We start from the raw sequence: 17,889 nt of genomic DNA, 5'->3' as shown, positions 1-17,889 counted from the left end.
GCCTCTCCCGTTTCATGAGGAGCCGATTTGAGCCTTCGGCAGGCGCGGCGATGAGATTGCCAGGGGCAGCGCTGTCACAACGACAGGCATGATCAGTGCGGACCATGCCGCCCCATAGCCGAAATGATCGACCAGAAGACCGAATATGTAGGGGCCGATTGCCATGACCCCCAAACAGATGGTGGAAGCGAAGGCAATTGTCGATGCTATCGAACCTTTCGGCGCACTTTCGGCGATTTGCAGAAGGTAAAGCGGAAACCACCCGATCCCGAATATTCCGAGCACGGCGAGCACGAAGAGGACAATGGTTGGCGCAGTGCCGATGGGGAGAGCCGCGAGGATTGCGGCAGCGCCTGCGGCAATGACGGATACCAGGCCGAACGATTGGGTGCGCAGTCCGGGCCGGAAGCGGTCGCTGAGCCATGGCAGCAGAATCCGGCCGGGAATGCCGGCAAGCTGTGTTGCGGCAAACATGGACGATGCGGCAAAGAGGCCAAGCCCCAGCCCATCCGCCATGAAGCCGATGATGTGTGCGGTGAGGGTGAATTGAAATGCCGACATGGCGATACCAAGCCGCAATACGGGCCAGAAGCTCGAATTCCGCCCGACCTCGTGGATAAGTTTTCCCAGGGAAAGCGGGCGCTCGGTTTTAGCGGCGACATCGCCTCCTTCGCGATAGAGGCCCCAGAAGAGTACGGCGCCCAGGACGGAAACACCGGCGCAGAGCCATGCCGCCGCGTGCCAGCCGTAACGGACCGCCATGAATGGCAGGAGGGCGGCTGCGATCATGGTTCCGAAAGGAACCGCGGCCTGCCGAAACCCTGTCGCTATGCCACGTTTGGCGGGGGGGAACCAGCGCATGATCGCCCGCGTGCCGCCCGGTTGGACCGCAGCATAGGTGCCGCCGAGAAATGCGATGCACAAAAGCAGCGCGGGCAGGCTGTTTGCGAATGCCGCCGCGCAAGCCATCGCGAGCGCCATGCCGAGCATGGCAATGCCGACGATGCGGCGCTCGCCGTGAATGTCGATGGCGCGGCCGAGCGTGAACATCGTCACGATCTGAACACCGTTCATGACGGTCACGGCCAGTGATGCGGATGCAAGGGAAATACCGAATGCTTCCCGCCAGAAGGGCACGAGAATGTAAATTCCCTGCGATACGAACGAGCCCGCGGTTTGCGTCGCGACTGCCACGGCAAGGACTGCCCAGATCCGGCTGTCGGTGGCGGGTGCGGGCGAGGAAATCTGTGACGACACGAAAAGCTCCTATCATGGGTTTTCGTGCAATAGCGCTCGCGACTATCAGATAGAATTAGGGGCTTGCACATTTCAGCGATAACAGCTTGTTATGCGAAACATGCGCTCATTGGATCCCGAGGCCGTCGAGGCTTTTCTTCTTGTTGCCGAACTGCAGTCGTTCACACGGGTTGCAGGGGTGATGAACACATCACAGGCCGCTATATCCCTGCGCCTGCGCCGGCTTGAGGACATGCTGGGGCATCGCCTCGTCGAACGGACGCCGCGCCGCGTGCGTTTGACGGCCGCCGGCGAACGCTTTCTGGAGCCCGCGCGTGCTTATGTCGCGGCCGGCCGCCGTGCGCTTGATGTGTTTGGGCAGGAGCCGACCCGTCTGGCGATCGGTTTCACGCATCATTTGATCGGGGCCGACCTGCCTCGGATACTCCGCGTGATCAGCGAGCGCGAGACGAGCGTTACGCTTCATCTGCGCACGGCCGGCACCCGGACCCTGCTTGAACTCTACGATGCCGGCGAGCTCGACGCGATCGTCGTGTTGCGGCATGATGATATCCGCCGGGATGGCGAGCTGCTGTTTCAGGAAAGCTTCGGCTGGTATTGCAGCGCAGATTTTGATCTGCCTTCGAACGCACCGGTGCCGCTGGTGCTGCAACCCGAACCCTGCAATTTGCGGGCCATGGCCCTTCGGGCGCTGGAGGCGGCGGACATCACATGGCGGGAGGTATTCGTTGGAACTGGGGCAACAGCGGTAGGGGCGGCTGCCGAAGCCGGGATCGGCGTCGCACTGCTGGCGCGAAGTGTTGCGCCTGCCGGTCTGCGGGAGGTGAGGGACGGCCTGCTCCCACAGCTCTCAAAGCTGGATGTGGTAATGATTTCCGCGGTCACGGGCGATCACGCGAACGCCGTGCTGCGACGGATCACACGGGCATTTCAGTCGCCTCGAACCTGAAATTCCCATTGTCGAATTTCGGAAGAGGCGACCGTAAGGCGGCCTGAGATCACAGCGCCTGTATCCAATCGTGACCCGGGTGGAGGCGGGTGAGGCAGTCTTTGAGCCATTGTCGTTCCGAGAGCGGTAATCTTGGTTGGGCTCTCGCGAAGTCCTTCTCGTCCTTGGTGCGTCTGTGCTTCGCCTTGAACAGAAGCACGGCGGAGGGATTAAGGTGAGGAATGCCGTCAGCGCTCAGCGACACCATTTCGATACGGGGCCGCGTCATTTCCGGATTTCTCTTGTAAACCCAGGTGTCATTCGTTCCCGGCTCGATCATCATATCGGCGCGCCAGCATCCGGCAGCGCGATCGAAGCACCAGATCTGGAAAATCTCGGGAGCCGGATCCCGATCCGCCGGCAGCGGCTCGATAACGCCATCGTTGACGGTGTAGAACGCCATGTAACCCAGCTGCTGGCGAAAGATGCCCAAATCTTCACGCAGCACCGTGAACTCAAGATCATCATGCTCGCGTGTCTTGCTGCCCAGCCACAGGTCGAGAGCCCAACCGCCAACAACGCACCATGGTTTCGATACACCGTCCAGTCGCCGGGACAATTCGGCAGGGCTCCAAGCGTTCCATGCATCCTCGTCCGGGTGATCATTCATAATATACGGTCACTTTCATTCAATTCTCGTGCTGTTGCTTTTTTCCTGATGGCGTCAAGCTCCGCGTTTCAGCAGTCCGGCCAGAAGCTTCAGCGCTTCCGTGAGATCGTCGAAGGACGGGCCGCCGAGGCAAAGGCGAATGCCGCTCGCCTGATCATCGGGATTAACAAGCATGGCTTCCGGAGGGGTCAACTTGATGCGCATTGCCGCAGCGGCGAATGCGAAGCGATTGGCGGCGTCGTGTTCCATTGGCAGCCAGACGTTGTATGCATCGGGATGCGCGCCAAGCTGGTTCGTGCCGAGCAGGGAAACGGCCAGGCTGGAGCGCCGTTGGGCCTCGTGGCGCAAATCCCGCTGGATTGAAGAGATGATGCCGGAGGTCAGCCAGTCCTCAACCACCGCGCAGGAGAGCGCGGATGGGGCCATCGGCATGTCCTGCAGAAGGTCTTCGGCGGTTTCGTGCAGACTGGCTGGTAAAGCAAGGACGCCGATCTGCAAGCCGGGGCCAAGGGACTTGGAGAGCCCGTTCACATGAAACGAGATTTCAGGAGCCAATGACGTCAGCGGCGGCAAGGCTTCCGCGGATGCCGCATAAACACCGTCCTCGATGATCCATACGCCCGCCCGGCGGCAAATATCCGCAATGACCTGCCGCCGCGCCGCCCCCATGGTAACGGTTGTCGGATTATGCAGGGTCGGCGTCAGATAGATTGCTGTGCAGTCACTCGATGGGGTGCCATCCAGCGCCGCGGCCAACGCTTCCGGCACCATGCCTTCGGCATCGATTTCGACGCCCTGCATCCGGTAACCTTTCCGCCGGGCCAGCGCGATGGCGCCGGGATAGGTGATCCGTTCGGTCAGGAGCAGGCCCTTGGGGCCGCAGGCGAGATCGAAGGCCAGGGCCAGCGCCTGACGGGCGCCGCTCGTCAGCACCAGATGGGACGGATCGATGGTGAGACCCTGCGTTTCGAGCCAGCGGGCGAGAAGGCGGCGGTGTTCCAGATGCCCCGCGGGCGGGGCATAAAGATTGATATGATCCGCATCGATCCTGCGCGCGATCCCCGTCAGCGTCTTTGCGAGAATGCGGGCGTTGAGCGTGGCCGGGGGTGCGTTGGACGAGAGATCAATCTGCCGGTCGTTATGCGCCTCCTGGATCGCCACGAATGTTCCCCGGCCCTTGACGCTGCGTGTCAGCCCGCGCCGTTCCAGAACGGAATAGGCTTTTGTCACCGTGCCAAGGCCCACTCCCAGTTTCCACGCGAGATCGCGATGGGCTGGCAGGCGGTCACCGCCCGCCAGCCGCCCCTCGATGATGTCGTCGGCGAGGGCAAGCACCAGCCGTTCTGCGGCATTCGCCTCAATGTCTGCAAGACGGGGAGTCCAGGGGGATTGCAGCAGCACGTTCATACCTTCGATAAAAGTGTCACGTTACACTATTTCAATAAACAGCAAGTGTAACATAGGCTATGACGAGGCTGATTAATATCCACACTTTACGGCGGCCGGCCTGCCATCCTGCCGGCGCGCTTAGAGGATCAAATGTTCAGCCATGTAACCGTCGGAACGCGTGATCTTGAGCGGGCGGAACGCTTTTATGACGCCGTGCTTGCCCCGCTCGGTCTGACGCGGCGAACCGTGAGCCCCGATGGCGGGCCTGCGGCGCTTTGCTGGGTGAGGGCGCAATCCCCGTTGCCCCGTTTTTATGTCTATCAGCCCTTCAATGGCGAACCGGCAACGGTTGGCAATGGCGGCATGGTTGCCTTTCTGGCGCCGTCGACAGAGGCGGTGGGTGTGGCCCATGCCAGCGGCCTTGCGCATGGCGGCACGGACGAAGGAGGCCCGGGGCCGCGTCCGCATTATGGAGAGGGCTATTTCGGCGCCTATCTGCGTGATCCTGACGGCAACAAGGTTCACATCGTGCATCGCGGAGACCTCCAGCAATAGTGCTTGGGGAAACCTGTCCTGTTTCCGGAGAAAGTCAGAATGATCGCCAGCCAGATCGCCCTCGTTTACGGCACCTATATCGTCGCCACCGCCAGCCCGGGCCCGAGCAACATGGCGATCATGGGAACGGCGATGCGTGACGGCCGTCTGCCCGCCCTTGCTTTGACGGCTGGCGTCATCACCGGCTCGCTGTTCTGGGCGATCCTGGCGGCGACGGGCATGTCGGCCGCGCTGGCCGCCTATGCCCAGGCGCTTTTCGTCATCAAGATATTCGGCGGCGTTTACCTGCTGTATCTGGCTTTTCGAGCGGGCAGGTCGGCCCTGAAGCCGGTCTCCGACTTTGTGAGTGTGGATACCGGGCGCGCGACGCCGCGCTATCGGGCGCTCTACCGGCAGGGTCTTCTCATGCATATCGGAAACCCGAAGGCCATCATGGCCTGGATAGCGATCATGTCGCTGGGGTTTCGCGAGGACGCGCCTGCGGGCATGTTGCCGGCGATCATTGGCGGCTGCGCCATTCTCGGCGTTATCGTGTTCGGCAGCTATGCACTTCTCTTTTCCACCGCCTCGATGATTGCGCTCTATACCAGATTGCGGCGCTGGATCGAATCCGTGCTTTCCGTGGTATTTGCCGCCGCCGGGCTGAAACTGCTTCTCTGGCAGAACTGACAGCCCCACCATCCGCGTTGCCGATTAATCCCAACTGAAAGAGCCATGTCATGAGTTTTGCTATCCATATGATCGATGTATTCGGCTCCGGGCCGCTTTCCGGCAATCCGCTGGCGGTCGTCATCGGTGCTGATGCCTTATCGACGGATGAAATGCAGCTGATGACGCGATGGTTCAACCTTTCCGAAACCACCTTCCTGCTGCGGCCCACCAATCCGCAGGCTGATTACCGGGTCAGGATATTCTCGCTGGACAGGGAGTTGCCCTTTGCCGGGCATCCGACACTGGGCAGCTGCCATGCCTGGCTCTCCGCCAATGGCATGCCCGGGAACGAAACGGCGATTGTTCAGGAATGCGGCGCCGGGCTGGTCACGATCCGGCGCTCGCATGGACGGCTTTCTTTTGCCGCTCCGCCGCTTATCCGTTCCGGCGCGCCGACGCCCGCCGAGCTGGAGGATGCGCGGCAGTTTTTGGGGATCGAGGCTTGCGACGTCATCGATGCGGCATGGATCGACAATGGTCCCGGCTGGCTCGGGATCAGGATGGCGTCCGCCGAAAAGGTGCTTGGCATCACCCCGGCCCGCAGCTGGACCCATCACATCGATATCGGCGTGGTTGGCCCTCATGCGAAAGGCGGCGAGACCGCCTTTGAGGTTCGCGCTTTCTTCAGCGATCATCTGGGCGCCATCGTTGAAGACCCCGTCACCGGAAGCCTCAACGCCTCATTGGCGCAATGGCTGTTCGCAACGGGCGTGGTTGGCGAAGACTATGTCGCGGCGCAGGGAACACGCCTTGGCCGCCATGGCCGTATCTACCTTACCCGCGATGATGCCGGCCAGATATGGGTCGGCGGCGAAACGCGCACGCATGTCGAAGGCCGTTTACTCGGCCTTTGAAAGACAGATGAAAACGAGGTGACTTTGATGAATAGCAGTGTTTACCGCCCTATTTCCGAACGCGTATTGGCCGATGATTGGGGGCGGCTGACGAAGTATGAATATGAACTCCAGCTGAGGGACGGAAGCTGGCAACGGCAGACCCGGGAGGCATATGACCGCGGCAACGGGGCGACATGCCTGTTGTACAATCCGGCCAGCGATAATGTCCTGCTGACCCGTCAGTTCCGGTTGCCGGTTCTCCTGAATGGCGGCCTGGAATCGCTGATCGAGACACCGGCGGGGTTGCTGGAAGGCGCAGACCCGGCGACGCGAATGCGTGCGGAGTTGATCGAGGAAACCGGTTATGAGGTTTCCGAACTTACGCATCTGTTCGATATCTATATGAGCCCCGGATCGGTCACGGAATATCTCGCCTTTTTCTATGGCGCATATGCCGAGAAACATAAGGTTGGGGCAGGCGGCGGTTCAGCGGACGAGGGCGAAGACATCGATGTGCTGGAAATCGCCTTGCCCGAGGCTATGCGCATGATCACCCGCGGCGATATTCGCGATGCCAAGACGATCATTCTGCTCCAGCATCTCGCTATCCGACTTTTGCAGGAAAAGGCCACGGCACGCTGATCCTCGCCTCCGGATTTATCGATCCGGGACAGGTGCCGATCATCCTCTCATGGTTTGCCGGCAACAATGCTTCCGATCCGGCGCGACAGCGCCGGATCAACCCGATCATCGTTTTTGAAGTTCAAAAATACGAAGGAGTTTCAGCATGGATATTGCGCCGCTCAGCCCCGTTCACGCATCCACCGCATCGGCAACAGGCACCCTGAAAATGCTGGTACGCTACAAAGCCTGGGCGAACGGGTTGTCCTTCAGAAGCGTGATGGACCTGCCGGAAGGTGAAGCCCTTCGGCAGAGGCCGACGCGGTTCGGAAACATGGTGCATACGCTGAACCACGTTTATGTGGTGGATGATATTTTCAGGCATCATCTACAAGGAAAGAAACACAGCTACACCGCCCGCAACACCGACCATACGCCCGCAATTGGCGAATTATGGGAAGCCGTTCAGGAAATGGACCGCTGGTATGTCGATATGGTCGACACCTGGTCAGACGGGGATCTCGCGAAAGCCGTTCATTTCGAATTTGTCGGAGGAGGAGAAGGCGTCATGACCCGTGAGCAGATCGTGCTGCATATCGTCAATCATGGCACCTATCACCGCGGCTTTGTCGGCGACATGATGTATCAGGTGCCTTTTACGCCGCCGTCAAACGATCTTCCCGTCTTCATCAGGGATCACTATCGCGGCGCTTACTGAGCGCTTGCGCATCGTTTTATGCCCTTTGCCGTCGGTGCTATCACCGGGTGAAAAGATTGGCGGCCATATAGTCTACAAATGCTCTGACTTTTGGAGAAAGATATCGATTGGTCGGCCAGAGGACGCGGAAGGTTCCTGTGTCGGCCATATAGTCGTCCAGCAGCGATACCAGTTTCCCGTCAGCGACTTCGGACGTCACGGCGAATGACGGCAGGCATGTTATGCCGAATGAACGTTCCGCAAGGTAGATCAGGGGTTCCAGCGTGCTCGCAACGGTGGCGACCGGCAGATCGATCCTGATCTCGCGGCCTTCGCGAACCAGCGGCCACGGTTCAAGCTTTCCGGAATTGGCGAAGCGATGGTGGAGACAGCGGTGCCGGACAAGATCTTCCGGAATGTCTGGACGGCCATGCGCTTCCAGGTAACCGGGTGCCGCCACGATGCTGTGCCTGAAGGTGCCGAGCTTGCGGCTCATCAGCCGCGTGTCCCTGATCTCGCCGGTTCGGATGACGGCGTCGAATCCCTCTTCGATGACGTCAACCAGACGGTCTGTAAAATCAAGGTCGAGGCTGATTTCGGGATATGCCTCCATGAAGGCGGATATCGTCGGCATCAGCAACATGCCTGCCAGCGGAAGGCTGACACGCAGTTGCCCGCGCGGAACGGCCTGCGATCTCGATAATTGCGCCTGCACGGTCTCATATTCCGACTGGATGCGCCGGCAGGTATCGAGGAAGAAACTCCCGTCCTCCGTCAGTGCCATGCTGCGTGTCGAGCGATTGAACAGTCTTACGCCCAGCTCCTCCTCCAGACGTGCAATGGCTTTTCCAACGGCGGATCCGGAGATGCCGAGACGATGCCCGGCGGCCACGAAGCTTCCCGCTTCCGCCACCTGAATAAATATGCCGAGGGTTCCGAGCTTGTCCATGATGTCGTGATTAAGGAATTTTTGTCCGGTATGTCGAGAATAGCAGCTCGTTTATCCGCTATTTTCCTTCCGATATCCAGATGTCGTCGCGGCTGAAATGGCCCGAAGCTTCAAATGGAGATAATTCATGGAAACGAAACCTATCGCAGCTTTTGCGGGCTCGCCCGCTCCCACGACCTTTGTTGTCAACGTCATTCATGCGCATCCGGGAAAGCAGGACGAAGCCTTCGCCATCATTCAGGATGTCGTTCACTATGTTGCCGAACGAAAGGAAGGGTTCCTCTGGAGCAGCCTTGCGAAAAGCACCGACGGAGAGACGGTCGTTAATGTCGAGGCCATTCAGGGAACCGGCAATGTCGACGAGTTCTTTTCCGATCCGCAATTCGTCGAAAAATTCCGGAAACTGGACACCGTCTCCAGAAGCGAGTTCCACACATATACGGTCGGCGATCTGGTCCTGCCAAAGCCCGTGGCCGTGTGACAGACGTACGGCTCTGAAAAATGTGCCGGTCAGGCAGCTGCCGGGGGGCTTCCCCCGGCATTGGAGAGGGACGCCGCCGCCGGGCCGTGATCGAAGCATTCGATCAGCATTTCAGTGAGAACCCGGATTTTTCTGACGGGATGTTGCCCCGGCGGTCTGACGACATATATCCCGGCCGGCGGCGGCGGATGACGTTTCATCACCTGCACAAGCTCGCCTGAGGCCAGATAATTTTTGACGAGATCGTAAGGCAGCACGGCGACCCCCAATCCGGCTGCTGCGGCGACGGCAAGAGCGACCCCGTTATCGGCCTTGAACCGTCCCTGCGGGCGAAGAGTTATCACCTTGTCGCCATCCATCACCTGCCAGGTTTCCGTTCCCTGCATGAGAGCCTGATGGGTCACGAGTTCCTCCGGTGTCTCCGGAGAGCCGTGGACCTCGATATAGTCCGGGCTGGCGACGAAAATGCCGTAGAGGGGGCCGACGCGTCTGGCGACGAGGTTGGAGTCTGGAAGGGTGCCGACCCGGATCGCACAATCGTATCCTTCTGCAATCAGGTCCACGAAACGATCGGTGTAACAGGTCTGTATCTGGAGTTGAGGATGACGGCGCGCCATCTGCGCAATCACCAGCGCGAAATGCGTTGGGCCGAAGGAAAGCGGCGCAGCAATTCGCAGGCGGCCACGGAGCTCACCAGCCGGAAGGATTGTCTCTCTGGCGACGTCGATTTCGGCTGAAATCCTCGCCGCATAGTCGCGGAAGGTTGCGCCTTCCTCCGTCAGGGAAGCACCGCGTGTGGATCGTGCCAGAAGCTGGACACCAAGTTCGGCTTCAAGCCGCACCAGCCGCCGGCTGACCATCGATTTGGAGATACCGAGCCGCAGCGCGGCGGCTGTGACGCCTCCCGCATCCGCAACTTCGACGAATGTCCTGATATCTTCGATATCCATTCAAGCGTTCCCCATTCTGCGACACAGCTTAGCACGGACAAGGACTACCGCATCAGAAACGGGAATGACAAGTTTCGTCCCGCGGCAACGCCCAAGGGGGTGCATGCCTTTTGCGCAAGCGCGCTTCAATAAACCACCAATATAGGATGAACCCATGACCTTTCGTAACGGCCTTGATTCGCTTCTCCGTCCCGAAGACTCGGTCCTCGTTCTGATCGATCACCAGCCCTATCAGTTAGCAAACCTGAACAGCCATGATCCGCAAGCTGTGGTCAACCTCACGACCGCGCTGGCAAAGCTGGCTAAAGCTTTCAATGTTCCGACCGTTCTCACCAGCGTGATCGCGGCGCGCGGTGGCCTTCTCTTCAAGCAGATCACCGACGTGTTCCCCGGCCAGGAGGTCATCGACCGCACCTGGGTGAACACCTGGCAGGACGAGAATGTGGTGAACGTCGTCAAGGCGACCGGCCGCAAGCAACTGATCATCGCGGGCCTTTGGACCGAGGTCTGCGTCGCAATGCCCGTCATCCAGGCGGCCGGCGAAGGCTGGGACGTGACCGTGATCACCGACGCGTCGGGCGGGATTTCGAAGGAGTCTCACGAAGTTGCCATCCAGCGAATGATCGCTGCCGGCGCGAACGTGATGACCGTGATGGCGCTTGCTGGCGAATGGCAGCGCGATTGGGCGCGCACCGAGCATGTCGAGGAACTGACCGAGATTCTCATTCAGCACTTCGGCGGCAGCGGCATCGCTTATCTCTGGGAGCAGCAGCTTCTCAACACGCCGGCGCCGACCACAAAGGGCGGACACTAGAACCGGCAGGGATGGCGGGCGTCTGTCGGCCCGCATCCCGTCCTCTCCGAATATGCGGATTGACCCCTTCTGAATTGAGCAAGGCGTGCGGCCGCGACGGTTCCACTGTTGCCTCGACGCGGAAGGGGCTCTCCATTCGCAGCTGCATGGCACCGCCGGCGCGACCCCAATGAGAAAGGGAGGCGCCGGCGTTGATCCCTTGCTTATCGGCGCGCGCATCGGACATACTGGCTCCTGAACCAAAAAGGCCAAGGGCAAGACGAAGCCAGAGACGCAGAGCTGGATCGCGGAGCCATGCGAGGAGATGGACCCCATGAACACGCGATTCCTCGAAACTTTCCTCTGGGCAGCACGATTGAGCAGCTTTTCGGCGGCTGCGGAACGTTTGCACACGACGCAGGCGTCGGTCTCCAACCGGATTGCCGCGCTGGAGCGTGAGCTCGGTGTCGTGCTGTTCACGCGCGATGTGCGCTGCGTCAACCTGACGCCCGCCGGTCGTCTGGCGCTGCAGCATGCCGAAAAGATCGTCAACCTCACCGGCGAGTTCCGGCAGATCGTCAGTAACCGGGAAGCGTTGAGGGGCACCGTGCGCATCGGTGCCGCCGATACGATCGTCTATGCCTGGCTGCCGCTGCTCATCCGCCGCATGAACGAACAATATCCCGGTGTCAGCCTCGATCTGACCATCGATACCAGCCTGAAACTTTCCCAGCGCATCCAGAACGGCGAGGTGGATGTCGGTTTTATCATGGGGCCGATCATGGCCGCCGATATCTACAACTCACCGCTCTGTACCTTCGAATCCTGCTGGGTCGGCGCTGTCGAGCTGCCGCTGCCGGAAACGGGTGTCACGCTCGAAGATATCGCGCATTTTCCGCTGCTTACCTTCTCGACCGGGTCGCAGCCGCACCAGGCATTGCGCGCGCTTCTCGATTCCCATGGCCTGTCCGACAGCCGCATCTATAATTCCAATTCGCTGTCGATCATGACCCGGCTGGTGGCGACCGCTGTTGGTGTGGGCGCGCTGCCGCGCGTGCTGGTGGACGGCATCATCAAATCGGGCGAAGCGCGTATTCTCGACATCACGCCGCCGGTGCCGCCCCTTACCTTTCACACGGTTTACCAGGAGCGCGGCGACAATGCGCTCGCCCGGGCCATCGCCGACATGGCGACGGAAATCGTTAGTGAAACCACCACGCAATGGATGATCGCTGCGGCTTAAATTTTATGCTGCGGCGCAAAATGATTAATCCATAAGCTTATCTTATGGGTTTCGATAGAGTTTTTCCGTTTGTCAGGAAAACAGTTCCCGTTCTTAATTCTCCTCGCAACATGAGAGGAGAGCAACGTGAAAGTCTCACTTGTTCAAATGAATACCCAGAATGACAAGGCAGAAAATCTTAAGGTTGCTGCCGATTTGATTGAGAAGGCAGTGAAGTCTGATAGTCCAGACCTCGTTGTTCTTCCAGAATACTTTGCTTTTCTTGGGGATAACCCTCAGGAAATGCATGAGAGCGGGGAAGAATTCCCCGGTGGCGAGATTTACACGCTGCTTTCGGGGCTCGCAAAGAAACATGCGATCACGCTGCACGCCGGTTCCATCGTGGAGAAGGAAGGCAACCGCTTCTATAATTCGACACTCGTTTTCGGTCCTGATGGCAAGCAGATTGCCCGGTACCGCAAGATTCACCTGTTCGACGTCGATACGCCGAACGGCATCAGCTATCGCGAATCCGATTCCGTGGCCCGTGGCGAAGAGGTCGTGACCTATAAGGTCGGTGACAAGACGGTTGGTTGCGGCATTTGCTACGATATCCGCTTCCCAGAATTGTTCCGCGCCCTGCGGGACAAGGGCGCAGATGTCATCGTTCTGCCAGCCGCTTTCACGCTGATGACAGGCAAGGACCATTGGGAGGTGCTGGCTCGTGCCCGCGCCGTCGAAACCCAGACTTATTTCCTCGCTGTCGGCCAGATAGGCGCCCACGCGGGTGGCAAGAAGGCCTGCTGGGGTCATTCCATGGTCATCGATCCCTGGGGCCACATCGTCGCCCAGTGCTCTGACACTGTCGGAACAGCGGGGGCTGCCCTCGACTTCGACTATTCGGCCAAGGTGCGCGCCAATGTGCCGGTGGCAAACCACCATGTTCTCTGATCGGAGAAAGACCTGATGTTTATCGTCAACCCCATGCCGGAACAGATCAGCGGCGACATTATCGAGCTTCTTGAGAAGGTCGAAGTCGCAACGATCGGTCATGTGCTTCACTCCGGCTTTGTCGATCCTGAAATCCGGGCCGTTCTTCCGGGCAAGCGCGTGGCGGGCACCGCCGTCACCCTGCGTATCCCGAACGCGGATTCGACCATGCTCCACTACCTGACGCAACTCGTGCGTCCGGGCGATATCGTCCTCATCGACCGTTGCGGTGACACCCGCCACGCCTGCTGGGGCGGTGTCATCACCAACACGATGAAGATGGCTGGCGTCAAAGCCGGCGTCGTTGATGGCCCGGCGACTGACTTCTCCGAGTTCACCAAGGTCGACATGCCCATGTGGTGCCGCGGCCCGTCGCCGATCACCACCAAGATCCTTGGTCTGGAAGGTGCGATCAACATTCCGATCAGCGTCGGCGGCCAGGTGATCAATCCGGGCGATGCGATCCTGTGCGATGAAAGCGGCGTCGTCGCCCTTCATCCGAGCCAGGCGCGTGCCATGGCGGAGCGCGCCATCGGCATGCAGGAAGCTGAACTCGTGCTTCTGGAACGCCTGCGCAACGGCGAGAAGCTGCCTGATATTTCCGGGGCCAATAAATTCGTCCAGGCCAAGCTGAGCGCCTGACACAATCTTACGGGTGGCGGATCCGTTCGCCACTCCCAATAACAATAGAGGAGAACAGGACAATGAAGAAAACGATACTTCTGAGTGGGATTCTCATGCTTGGTGCGGCCGCCCTGCCGGCGCACGCCCAGCAGACCGTAACGTTCCTCGGTTATAGCGGCCTTTTCCAGGAGCGTTACACCAAGGCCGTCATCGAGCCTTTCATGGCCGCCAACCCTGACATCAAGGTCGATTATTTCCCGCAGCAGGGTTCTGCCGCCATGCTCGGCTCGCTGCGCGCCCAGGAGGCTGCGCCGCAGGCCGATATTGCGCTGATGGATGTTTCTGTCGCCAAGACCGGCACGGATGAAGGCCTGTTCGACAAGATCGATGAAAGCGTTACGAAGAATGTCGCCGACCTCTATCCGAACGCCCGCTTCGAGGGCGTCGCCGGCGTTGGCGTGACCTTCGACAACCTCGTTCTCATCTACAACACCGATGCGATCAAGACCGCACCGGACAGCTGGAATGCCCTGAAAGACAGCGCCTTCAAGGGCAAGGTCGCCATGCTCAGCGCCCCTGACATCGTCGGTATCGGCACGACCATCATCATGGACCACATGAATGGCGGCACCGATTTCATCAAGAACATCGATGCCGGCATCAATGCGATGGCGGAAGTGGCGCCGAACATTCAGACCTGGGAACCGAAGCCGGAAGTCTATCCGAATGTCGTCAATGGCCAGGTGTCGCTGGGCGTGGGCTGGAACGCCCGCAGCCAGGTGAATGCCGATGGTTCCAAGGGCAAGATGAAGGTGGTTCTGCCGAAAGAAGGCACGATCCTGCAGATCAACACGCTCAACCTCGTCAAGGGCGGCCCATCGTCCGAGGCGGCCCGCAAGTTCGTTGACTATGCGCTGAGCCCGGAAGCCCAGGCCGCCTTTACCGCCGCCATGTATTATGCGCCGACCAACGCCAAGGCCACGGTCGCTGCCGATGTGAGTGATCGCACGGTCGTCAAGGCGATGGACAAGGTTATCCCGGTTGATTGGATCGGCCTCTCGAAGGTTCGCGACCAGATCACGCAGGACTGGCGCCGCAAGGTAATCCCGCTCAGCCGCTAAGGCTTTCGCGCCCGGCGTGAAAAATGGCAAGACTTCCGCATCCCTCCGGGCTGGTGCGGAAACGGTATAGGCCTCGGCTCATTTCCTCCGTCGGTGTCGGGGTCGATGGAGGAGTGAGGTGGCTCGAGGGTCTGCGTTAGGGAAAGCGCCGCGCACAGCGCAGGTGAATTTCCGCCGTGATTGCATAGATCAAGGGACAGAACATGTCCGAGACCCCGCCGGGGTGGGACATGTTCTGGAGAAAGGCAAAAAGCCGGAATGGGAACTTCAGACATCATGCAGCCAGGATTTCTCTCGATTCGTTCACTGACCAAGCGCTACGAGACCATGGTCGCCGTGGATAATCTCAACCTCGAGATACCCAAGGGCGAGCTGGTTGCCTTCCTCGGTCCGTCGGGTTGCGGCAAGTCGACGTCGCTGCGCATGATTGCGGGCCTTGCCCCCGTGACGTCAGGTTCAATCCTGATCAACGGCAAGGACGTGACGCAGCTTGCACCCTATAAGCGCGACATTGGCCTTGTTTTCCAGAGCTATGCGCTCTTCCCGCATATGACGGTCCTCAAGAACGTCATGTTCGGACTTGAAATGCGCAAGGTGCCGGCTGCCGAAGCGGAACGGCGTGCCCGCGAGGCGATTGCCATGGTCCACCTGGAAGGGCGCGAGGACCGCCGTCCCGTCCAGCTTTCCGGTGGCCAGCAGCAGCGCGTCGCACTGGCGCGTGCGCTTGTCATCCAGCCCTCCATCCTTCTGTTCGATGAGCCTCTTTCCAATCTCGATGCCAAGCTGCGCGACGAGATGCGCTCGGAAATCCGCCGCATCCAGAAGCAGCTCGGCATCACCTCCATCTTCGTCACGCATGATCAGGTCGAGGCGCTCAGCATGTGCGACAAGGTCGCCGTCCTCAATGGCGGGCGTCTGGAACAGCTCGGCACCCCGCATGATCTTTACGAGCGTCCGGCAACGGCTTTCGTCGCCTCCTTCGTCGGCCGCACCAACAGGCTGGTCGGAAACGCGGTCGGCGATCACATCACGGTCGGCGATGCGGTATTGCGGGCACCCGGTTCGCACAATGGCAAGATCGACCTTATGGTGCGGCCGCACCGCATGGCCATGACGGTTGCTGATGACGCCGTGCCAGATTTCGATGGCGCGCCGGTCAACCGCATCACCGGTGAGGTTCGTGACGTCTATTATGCCGGCGATATCCTTCATTACGAGATCGCTGCGGGCGGGCAGACATTGTCGGTGGAGCGCGCCACCTCCGGCGGCGAAACGCCGGTTGCGGCCGGCAGTGCGGTCAGCCTCATCTGGCGCGTGGAGGACACGCTGGTCTTCGGAGTAGACCAATGACGGCGGCGGTCATGATCACGGCTCCCGGCAGCCGCACATCCTCCATGGTGTTTCTCGCAACGCTTCTTCTCGGGCCGATCATCGCGGTCAATGGCCTTGCCTTCGTGATGCCCGTCTTCAACCTGCTTTTGCTTTCCTTCCGTGAAAGCCTCGGCGGCGGCGGTCTCGGGGAAGCCCACACGCTCGACAACTGGTCGTCCACGCTGACCGACGGTTTTTATATCGAACTGATCGGCCAGAGCATCCTGACAAGCCTTCTGATCACGGTTCTGACACTCATCGCCTCCTATCCCATCGCCCTTTACCTTCACCGGGCGCAGGGCCGTTGGAAAACCCTGCTGCTGGTGCTGGTCATTTCGCCGCTTTTGACCTCGGCCGTGGTGCGCACCTATGGCTGGATCGCGATCCTTGCTGATGACGGCCTCATCAACAACATCCTCTTCGCACTCGGCGCCGAAAACGGCGTGCGGCTGCTGTTCAACAAGGTTGGTGTCGTCATCGGTCTTACGGAAATCCTGATGCCCTATATGATCCTGGCGCTGCTTGCCGGTTTCGGCAGGCTTGATCCACGTGTCGAGGAAGCGGCCGAAACACTCGGCGCGTCGCCCTGGAAGGTGTTCTGGCGGATCATCGTGCCGCTCACCATGCCCGGCGTCGCGCTCGGTTGCCTGCTCTCCTTCGTTCTGGCGGTCAGTTCGTTCATCACCCCCAAGCTGCTCGGCGGTGGGCGCGTCTTCCTTCTGGCGACGGAAATCTACGATCAGGCCATCGTGACGCTCAACTGGCCACTCGCTGCGACGCTGTCGATGATCATTCTCGTAATCTTCGGTGCGGCGCTGGTGCTCTATTCCCGGCTTCTGCGGGCCATTCTTTAAAGGAGATCGAAGATGGAAGAACGTCCCGCTCCGCTGGCGCTGAAAATCGTCGCCTTCATCATGTTCCTTTTCCTGCTGGCGCCCGTGGTTCTCGTCGTGCCGATCTCGTTTTCGGCCGACAGCTACATGGCCTTTCCGCCCTCCGGCTGGAGCCTGCGCTGGTATGTGGAACTCATGCATAATTCCAAGATGATGGCGGCGCTCGGCACCAGCACCCTTCTCGCCGTCATCGTCACCGTGCTGTCCATGCTGATCGCGCTGCCTGCCTCCTATGCCATCGTGCGCATGCGGGTGATCGGCGCGGATGCGCTTCTCGCCTTCTTCACGGCTCCGCTGCTCCTGCCCACCATCGTGCTCGGCCTCGCGATCCTGATCGTCTTCGCTGGCGCCGGCCTGCTCGCCACCTTCACTGGTCTGGTGATCGCGCATCTCATCATCGTGCTGCCCTATGCGCTCCGCGTCCTCACCACCTCGCTTGCGGGCCTGCCGCTGATCTTCGAGGAGGCTGCTTCGACACTCGGGGCATCGCCGCTCACGGTCTTCCGACGCGTGACCATACCGATGATCGCGCCGGGCGTCGTGGCGACGGCCGCACTTTCCTTTCTCGTGTCGTTCGATGAAGCGGTGATTTCGCTGTTCCTCACCGGCCCGCGCATCACCACGCTTCCCGTCGCCATGTATCAGCATGTGGAAACGCAAGCGGATCCGCTTGTTGCGGCCATTTCCGTTCTTTTGATCGTGCTCACCCTTGCCGTCGTTCTCATCGTCGACCGCACGGCGGGCCTGACCAAGACTTTCGTGAAGTAAAGTCGGCGGGGCCACCGGCTGGTGCTGGCTGCCCCTACTGGCACAGGCGCGAATTTCACTCTC

The 17,889-nt window shown here is 60.1% G+C and carries 20 protein-coding genes; 15 read left to right on the top strand and 5 right to left on the bottom strand.

Features of this window, described 5'->3' with window-relative positions:
* Positions 1-12: 12 nt before the first annotated feature.
* On the bottom strand, positions 13-1,257 hold the full coding sequence (locus tag AC5I5B_RS24090; RefSeq protein ID WP_174054729.1) for an MFS transporter: 1,245 nt from the start codon (positions 1,255-1,257) through the stop codon (positions 13-15).
* A gap of 91 nt (positions 1,258-1,348) precedes the next feature.
* On the opposite strand from AC5I5B_RS24090, the gene AC5I5B_RS24085 reads away from it, so the two are divergent.
* The gene (locus AC5I5B_RS24085; protein WP_174054728.1) at positions 1,349-2,206 is read left to right on the top strand and encodes a LysR family transcriptional regulator; all 858 of its coding nucleotides are present in this window, start codon (positions 1,349-1,351) and stop codon (positions 2,204-2,206) included.
* A 49-nt stretch (positions 2,207-2,255) separates the two neighbouring features.
* On the opposite strand, the gene AC5I5B_RS24080 is transcribed toward AC5I5B_RS24085, so the two are convergent.
* Both AC5I5B_RS24080 and AC5I5B_RS24075 read right to left on the bottom strand, forming a co-directional pair.
* Positions 2,256-2,855 carry a nucleotidyltransferase domain-containing protein gene (locus tag AC5I5B_RS24080; protein WP_107677065.1) on the bottom strand — a complete coding sequence of 200 codons (600 nt, stop codon included), beginning with the start codon at positions 2,853-2,855 and terminating at the stop codon, positions 2,256-2,258.
* A 54-nt stretch (positions 2,856-2,909) separates the two neighbouring features.
* Positions 2,910-4,262 carry an aminotransferase-like domain-containing protein gene (locus AC5I5B_RS24075; RefSeq protein ID WP_174054727.1) on the bottom strand — a complete coding sequence of 451 codons (1,353 nt, stop codon included), beginning with the start codon at positions 4,260-4,262 and terminating at the stop codon, positions 2,910-2,912.
* 132 nt (positions 4,263-4,394) lie between these two features.
* On the opposite strand from AC5I5B_RS24075, the gene AC5I5B_RS24070 reads away from it, so the two are divergent.
* From AC5I5B_RS24070 to AC5I5B_RS24050, 5 genes are all read left to right on the top strand, one after another.
* Positions 4,395-4,799, top strand: coding sequence for a VOC family protein (locus tag AC5I5B_RS24070; protein ID WP_060724364.1), 405 nt, complete (start codon positions 4,395-4,397; stop codon positions 4,797-4,799).
* 39 nt (positions 4,800-4,838) lie between these two features.
* Positions 4,839-5,468 carry a LysE family translocator gene (locus AC5I5B_RS24065; RefSeq protein WP_003504272.1) on the top strand — a complete coding sequence of 210 codons (630 nt, stop codon included), beginning with the start codon at positions 4,839-4,841 and terminating at the stop codon, positions 5,466-5,468.
* Positions 5,469-5,518: 50 nt separating this feature from the next.
* The gene (locus AC5I5B_RS24060) at positions 5,519-6,364 is read left to right on the top strand and encodes a PhzF family phenazine biosynthesis protein (RefSeq protein WP_174054726.1); all 846 of its coding nucleotides are present in this window, start codon (positions 5,519-5,521) and stop codon (positions 6,362-6,364) included.
* A 27-nt stretch (positions 6,365-6,391) separates the two neighbouring features.
* A complete protein-coding gene (locus tag AC5I5B_RS24055; protein ID WP_174054725.1) occupies positions 6,392-6,988 on the top strand; it encodes an NUDIX domain-containing protein in 597 nt (198 codons plus the stop codon).
* Between the two features lie 145 nt (positions 6,989-7,133).
* Entirely contained in the window at positions 7,134-7,685 is a 552-nt protein-coding gene (locus AC5I5B_RS24050) for a DinB family protein (protein WP_112977553.1), read from the top strand.
* Between the two features lie 40 nt (positions 7,686-7,725).
* On the opposite strand, the gene AC5I5B_RS24045 is transcribed toward AC5I5B_RS24050, so the two are convergent.
* On the bottom strand, positions 7,726-8,613 hold the full coding sequence (locus tag AC5I5B_RS24045) for a LysR family transcriptional regulator (protein WP_174054724.1): 888 nt from the start codon (positions 8,611-8,613) through the stop codon (positions 7,726-7,728).
* Between the two features lie 127 nt (positions 8,614-8,740).
* On the opposite strand from AC5I5B_RS24045, the gene AC5I5B_RS24040 reads away from it, so the two are divergent.
* On the top strand, positions 8,741-9,094 hold the full coding sequence (locus tag AC5I5B_RS24040; protein ID WP_003504280.1) for an antibiotic biosynthesis monooxygenase: 354 nt from the start codon (positions 8,741-8,743) through the stop codon (positions 9,092-9,094).
* Positions 9,095-9,123: 29 nt separating this feature from the next.
* Here the strand turns inward: AC5I5B_RS24040 and AC5I5B_RS24035 are convergent, their stop codons facing one another.
* Positions 9,124-10,044: a LysR family transcriptional regulator gene (locus AC5I5B_RS24035; RefSeq protein ID WP_003504282.1), complete on the bottom strand. Its 921-nt coding sequence runs from the start codon at positions 10,042-10,044 to the stop codon at positions 9,124-9,126.
* A gap of 154 nt (positions 10,045-10,198) precedes the next feature.
* On the opposite strand from AC5I5B_RS24035, the gene AC5I5B_RS24030 reads away from it, so the two are divergent.
* From AC5I5B_RS24030 to AC5I5B_RS23995, 8 genes are all read left to right on the top strand, one after another.
* The gene (locus tag AC5I5B_RS24030) at positions 10,199-10,858 is read left to right on the top strand and encodes a hydrolase (protein WP_020813041.1); all 660 of its coding nucleotides are present in this window, start codon (positions 10,199-10,201) and stop codon (positions 10,856-10,858) included.
* A 313-nt stretch (positions 10,859-11,171) separates the two neighbouring features.
* Positions 11,172-12,080, top strand: coding sequence for a LysR family transcriptional regulator (locus tag AC5I5B_RS24025; protein ID WP_020813040.1), 909 nt, complete (start codon positions 11,172-11,174; stop codon positions 12,078-12,080).
* Between the two features lie 147 nt (positions 12,081-12,227).
* Positions 12,228-13,010 carry a carbon-nitrogen hydrolase family protein gene (locus tag AC5I5B_RS24020; protein ID WP_236775506.1) on the top strand — a complete coding sequence of 261 codons (783 nt, stop codon included), beginning with the start codon at positions 12,228-12,230 and terminating at the stop codon, positions 13,008-13,010.
* A gap of 15 nt (positions 13,011-13,025) precedes the next feature.
* A complete protein-coding gene (locus AC5I5B_RS24015) occupies positions 13,026-13,691 on the top strand; it encodes an RraA family protein (RefSeq protein ID WP_003504292.1) in 666 nt (221 codons plus the stop codon).
* A gap of 62 nt (positions 13,692-13,753) precedes the next feature.
* The gene (locus tag AC5I5B_RS24010; protein WP_495752870.1) at positions 13,754-14,794 is read left to right on the top strand and encodes an ABC transporter substrate-binding protein; all 1,041 of its coding nucleotides are present in this window, start codon (positions 13,754-13,756) and stop codon (positions 14,792-14,794) included.
* 276 nt (positions 14,795-15,070) lie between these two features.
* Positions 15,071-16,144 carry an ABC transporter ATP-binding protein gene (locus AC5I5B_RS24005; RefSeq protein ID WP_111820489.1) on the top strand — a complete coding sequence of 358 codons (1,074 nt, stop codon included), beginning with the start codon at positions 15,071-15,073 and terminating at the stop codon, positions 16,142-16,144.
* Positions 16,141-17,019 carry an ABC transporter permease gene (locus AC5I5B_RS24000; protein ID WP_111794594.1) on the top strand — a complete coding sequence of 293 codons (879 nt, stop codon included), beginning with the start codon at positions 16,141-16,143 and terminating at the stop codon, positions 17,017-17,019. Before AC5I5B_RS24005 ends, AC5I5B_RS24000 begins: the two co-directional genes overlap by 4 nt.
* A 12-nt stretch (positions 17,020-17,031) precedes the next feature.
* Positions 17,032-17,826 carry an ABC transporter permease gene (locus AC5I5B_RS23995; RefSeq protein ID WP_174054723.1) on the top strand — a complete coding sequence of 265 codons (795 nt, stop codon included), beginning with the start codon at positions 17,032-17,034 and terminating at the stop codon, positions 17,824-17,826.
* The last annotated feature ends 63 nt before the right edge of the window (positions 17,827-17,889 follow it).

The organism is Agrobacterium sp. (assembly GCF_059499945.1).
Note: the sequence above shows the minus strand (reverse complement) of the source record. Positions and strands in the feature narration are given on the sequence as shown.

What these genes read in the sequence shown, in the direction of transcription:
- AC5I5B_RS24085 (WP_174054728.1), top strand. Translation starts at nt 1,349, where the DNA reads ATGCGAAACATGCGCTCATTGGATCCCGAGGCCGTCGAGGCTTTTCTT.
- AC5I5B_RS24080 (WP_107677065.1), bottom strand. Translation starts at nt 2,855, where the DNA reads ATGAATGATCACCCGGACGAGGATGCATGGAACGCTTGGAGCCCTGCC.
- AC5I5B_RS24075 (WP_174054727.1), bottom strand. Translation starts at nt 4,262, where the DNA reads ATGAACGTGCTGCTGCAATCCCCCTGGACTCCCCGTCTTGCAGACATT.
- AC5I5B_RS24070 (WP_060724364.1), top strand. Translation starts at nt 4,395, where the DNA reads ATGTTCAGCCATGTAACCGTCGGAACGCGTGATCTTGAGCGGGCGGAA.
- AC5I5B_RS24065 (WP_003504272.1), top strand. Translation starts at nt 4,839, where the DNA reads ATGATCGCCAGCCAGATCGCCCTCGTTTACGGCACCTATATCGTCGCC.
- AC5I5B_RS24060 (WP_174054726.1), top strand. Translation starts at nt 5,519, where the DNA reads ATGAGTTTTGCTATCCATATGATCGATGTATTCGGCTCCGGGCCGCTT.
- AC5I5B_RS24055 (WP_174054725.1), top strand. Translation starts at nt 6,392, where the DNA reads ATGAATAGCAGTGTTTACCGCCCTATTTCCGAACGCGTATTGGCCGAT.
- AC5I5B_RS24050 (WP_112977553.1), top strand. Translation starts at nt 7,134, where the DNA reads ATGGATATTGCGCCGCTCAGCCCCGTTCACGCATCCACCGCATCGGCA.
- AC5I5B_RS24045 (WP_174054724.1), bottom strand. Translation starts at nt 8,613, where the DNA reads ATGGACAAGCTCGGAACCCTCGGCATATTTATTCAGGTGGCGGAAGCG.
- AC5I5B_RS24040 (WP_003504280.1), top strand. Translation starts at nt 8,741, where the DNA reads ATGGAAACGAAACCTATCGCAGCTTTTGCGGGCTCGCCCGCTCCCACG.
- AC5I5B_RS24035 (WP_003504282.1), bottom strand. Translation starts at nt 10,044, where the DNA reads ATGGATATCGAAGATATCAGGACATTCGTCGAAGTTGCGGATGCGGGA.
- AC5I5B_RS24030 (WP_020813041.1), top strand. Translation starts at nt 10,199, where the DNA reads ATGACCTTTCGTAACGGCCTTGATTCGCTTCTCCGTCCCGAAGACTCG.
- AC5I5B_RS24025 (WP_020813040.1), top strand. Translation starts at nt 11,172, where the DNA reads ATGAACACGCGATTCCTCGAAACTTTCCTCTGGGCAGCACGATTGAGC.
- AC5I5B_RS24020 (WP_236775506.1), top strand. Translation starts at nt 12,228, where the DNA reads ATGAATACCCAGAATGACAAGGCAGAAAATCTTAAGGTTGCTGCCGAT.
- AC5I5B_RS24015 (WP_003504292.1), top strand. Translation starts at nt 13,026, where the DNA reads ATGTTTATCGTCAACCCCATGCCGGAACAGATCAGCGGCGACATTATC.
- AC5I5B_RS24010 (WP_495752870.1), top strand. Translation starts at nt 13,754, where the DNA reads ATGAAGAAAACGATACTTCTGAGTGGGATTCTCATGCTTGGTGCGGCC.
- AC5I5B_RS24005 (WP_111820489.1), top strand. Translation starts at nt 15,071, where the DNA reads ATGCAGCCAGGATTTCTCTCGATTCGTTCACTGACCAAGCGCTACGAG.
- AC5I5B_RS24000 (WP_111794594.1), top strand. Translation starts at nt 16,141, where the DNA reads ATGACGGCGGCGGTCATGATCACGGCTCCCGGCAGCCGCACATCCTCC.
- AC5I5B_RS23995 (WP_174054723.1), top strand. Translation starts at nt 17,032, where the DNA reads ATGGAAGAACGTCCCGCTCCGCTGGCGCTGAAAATCGTCGCCTTCATC.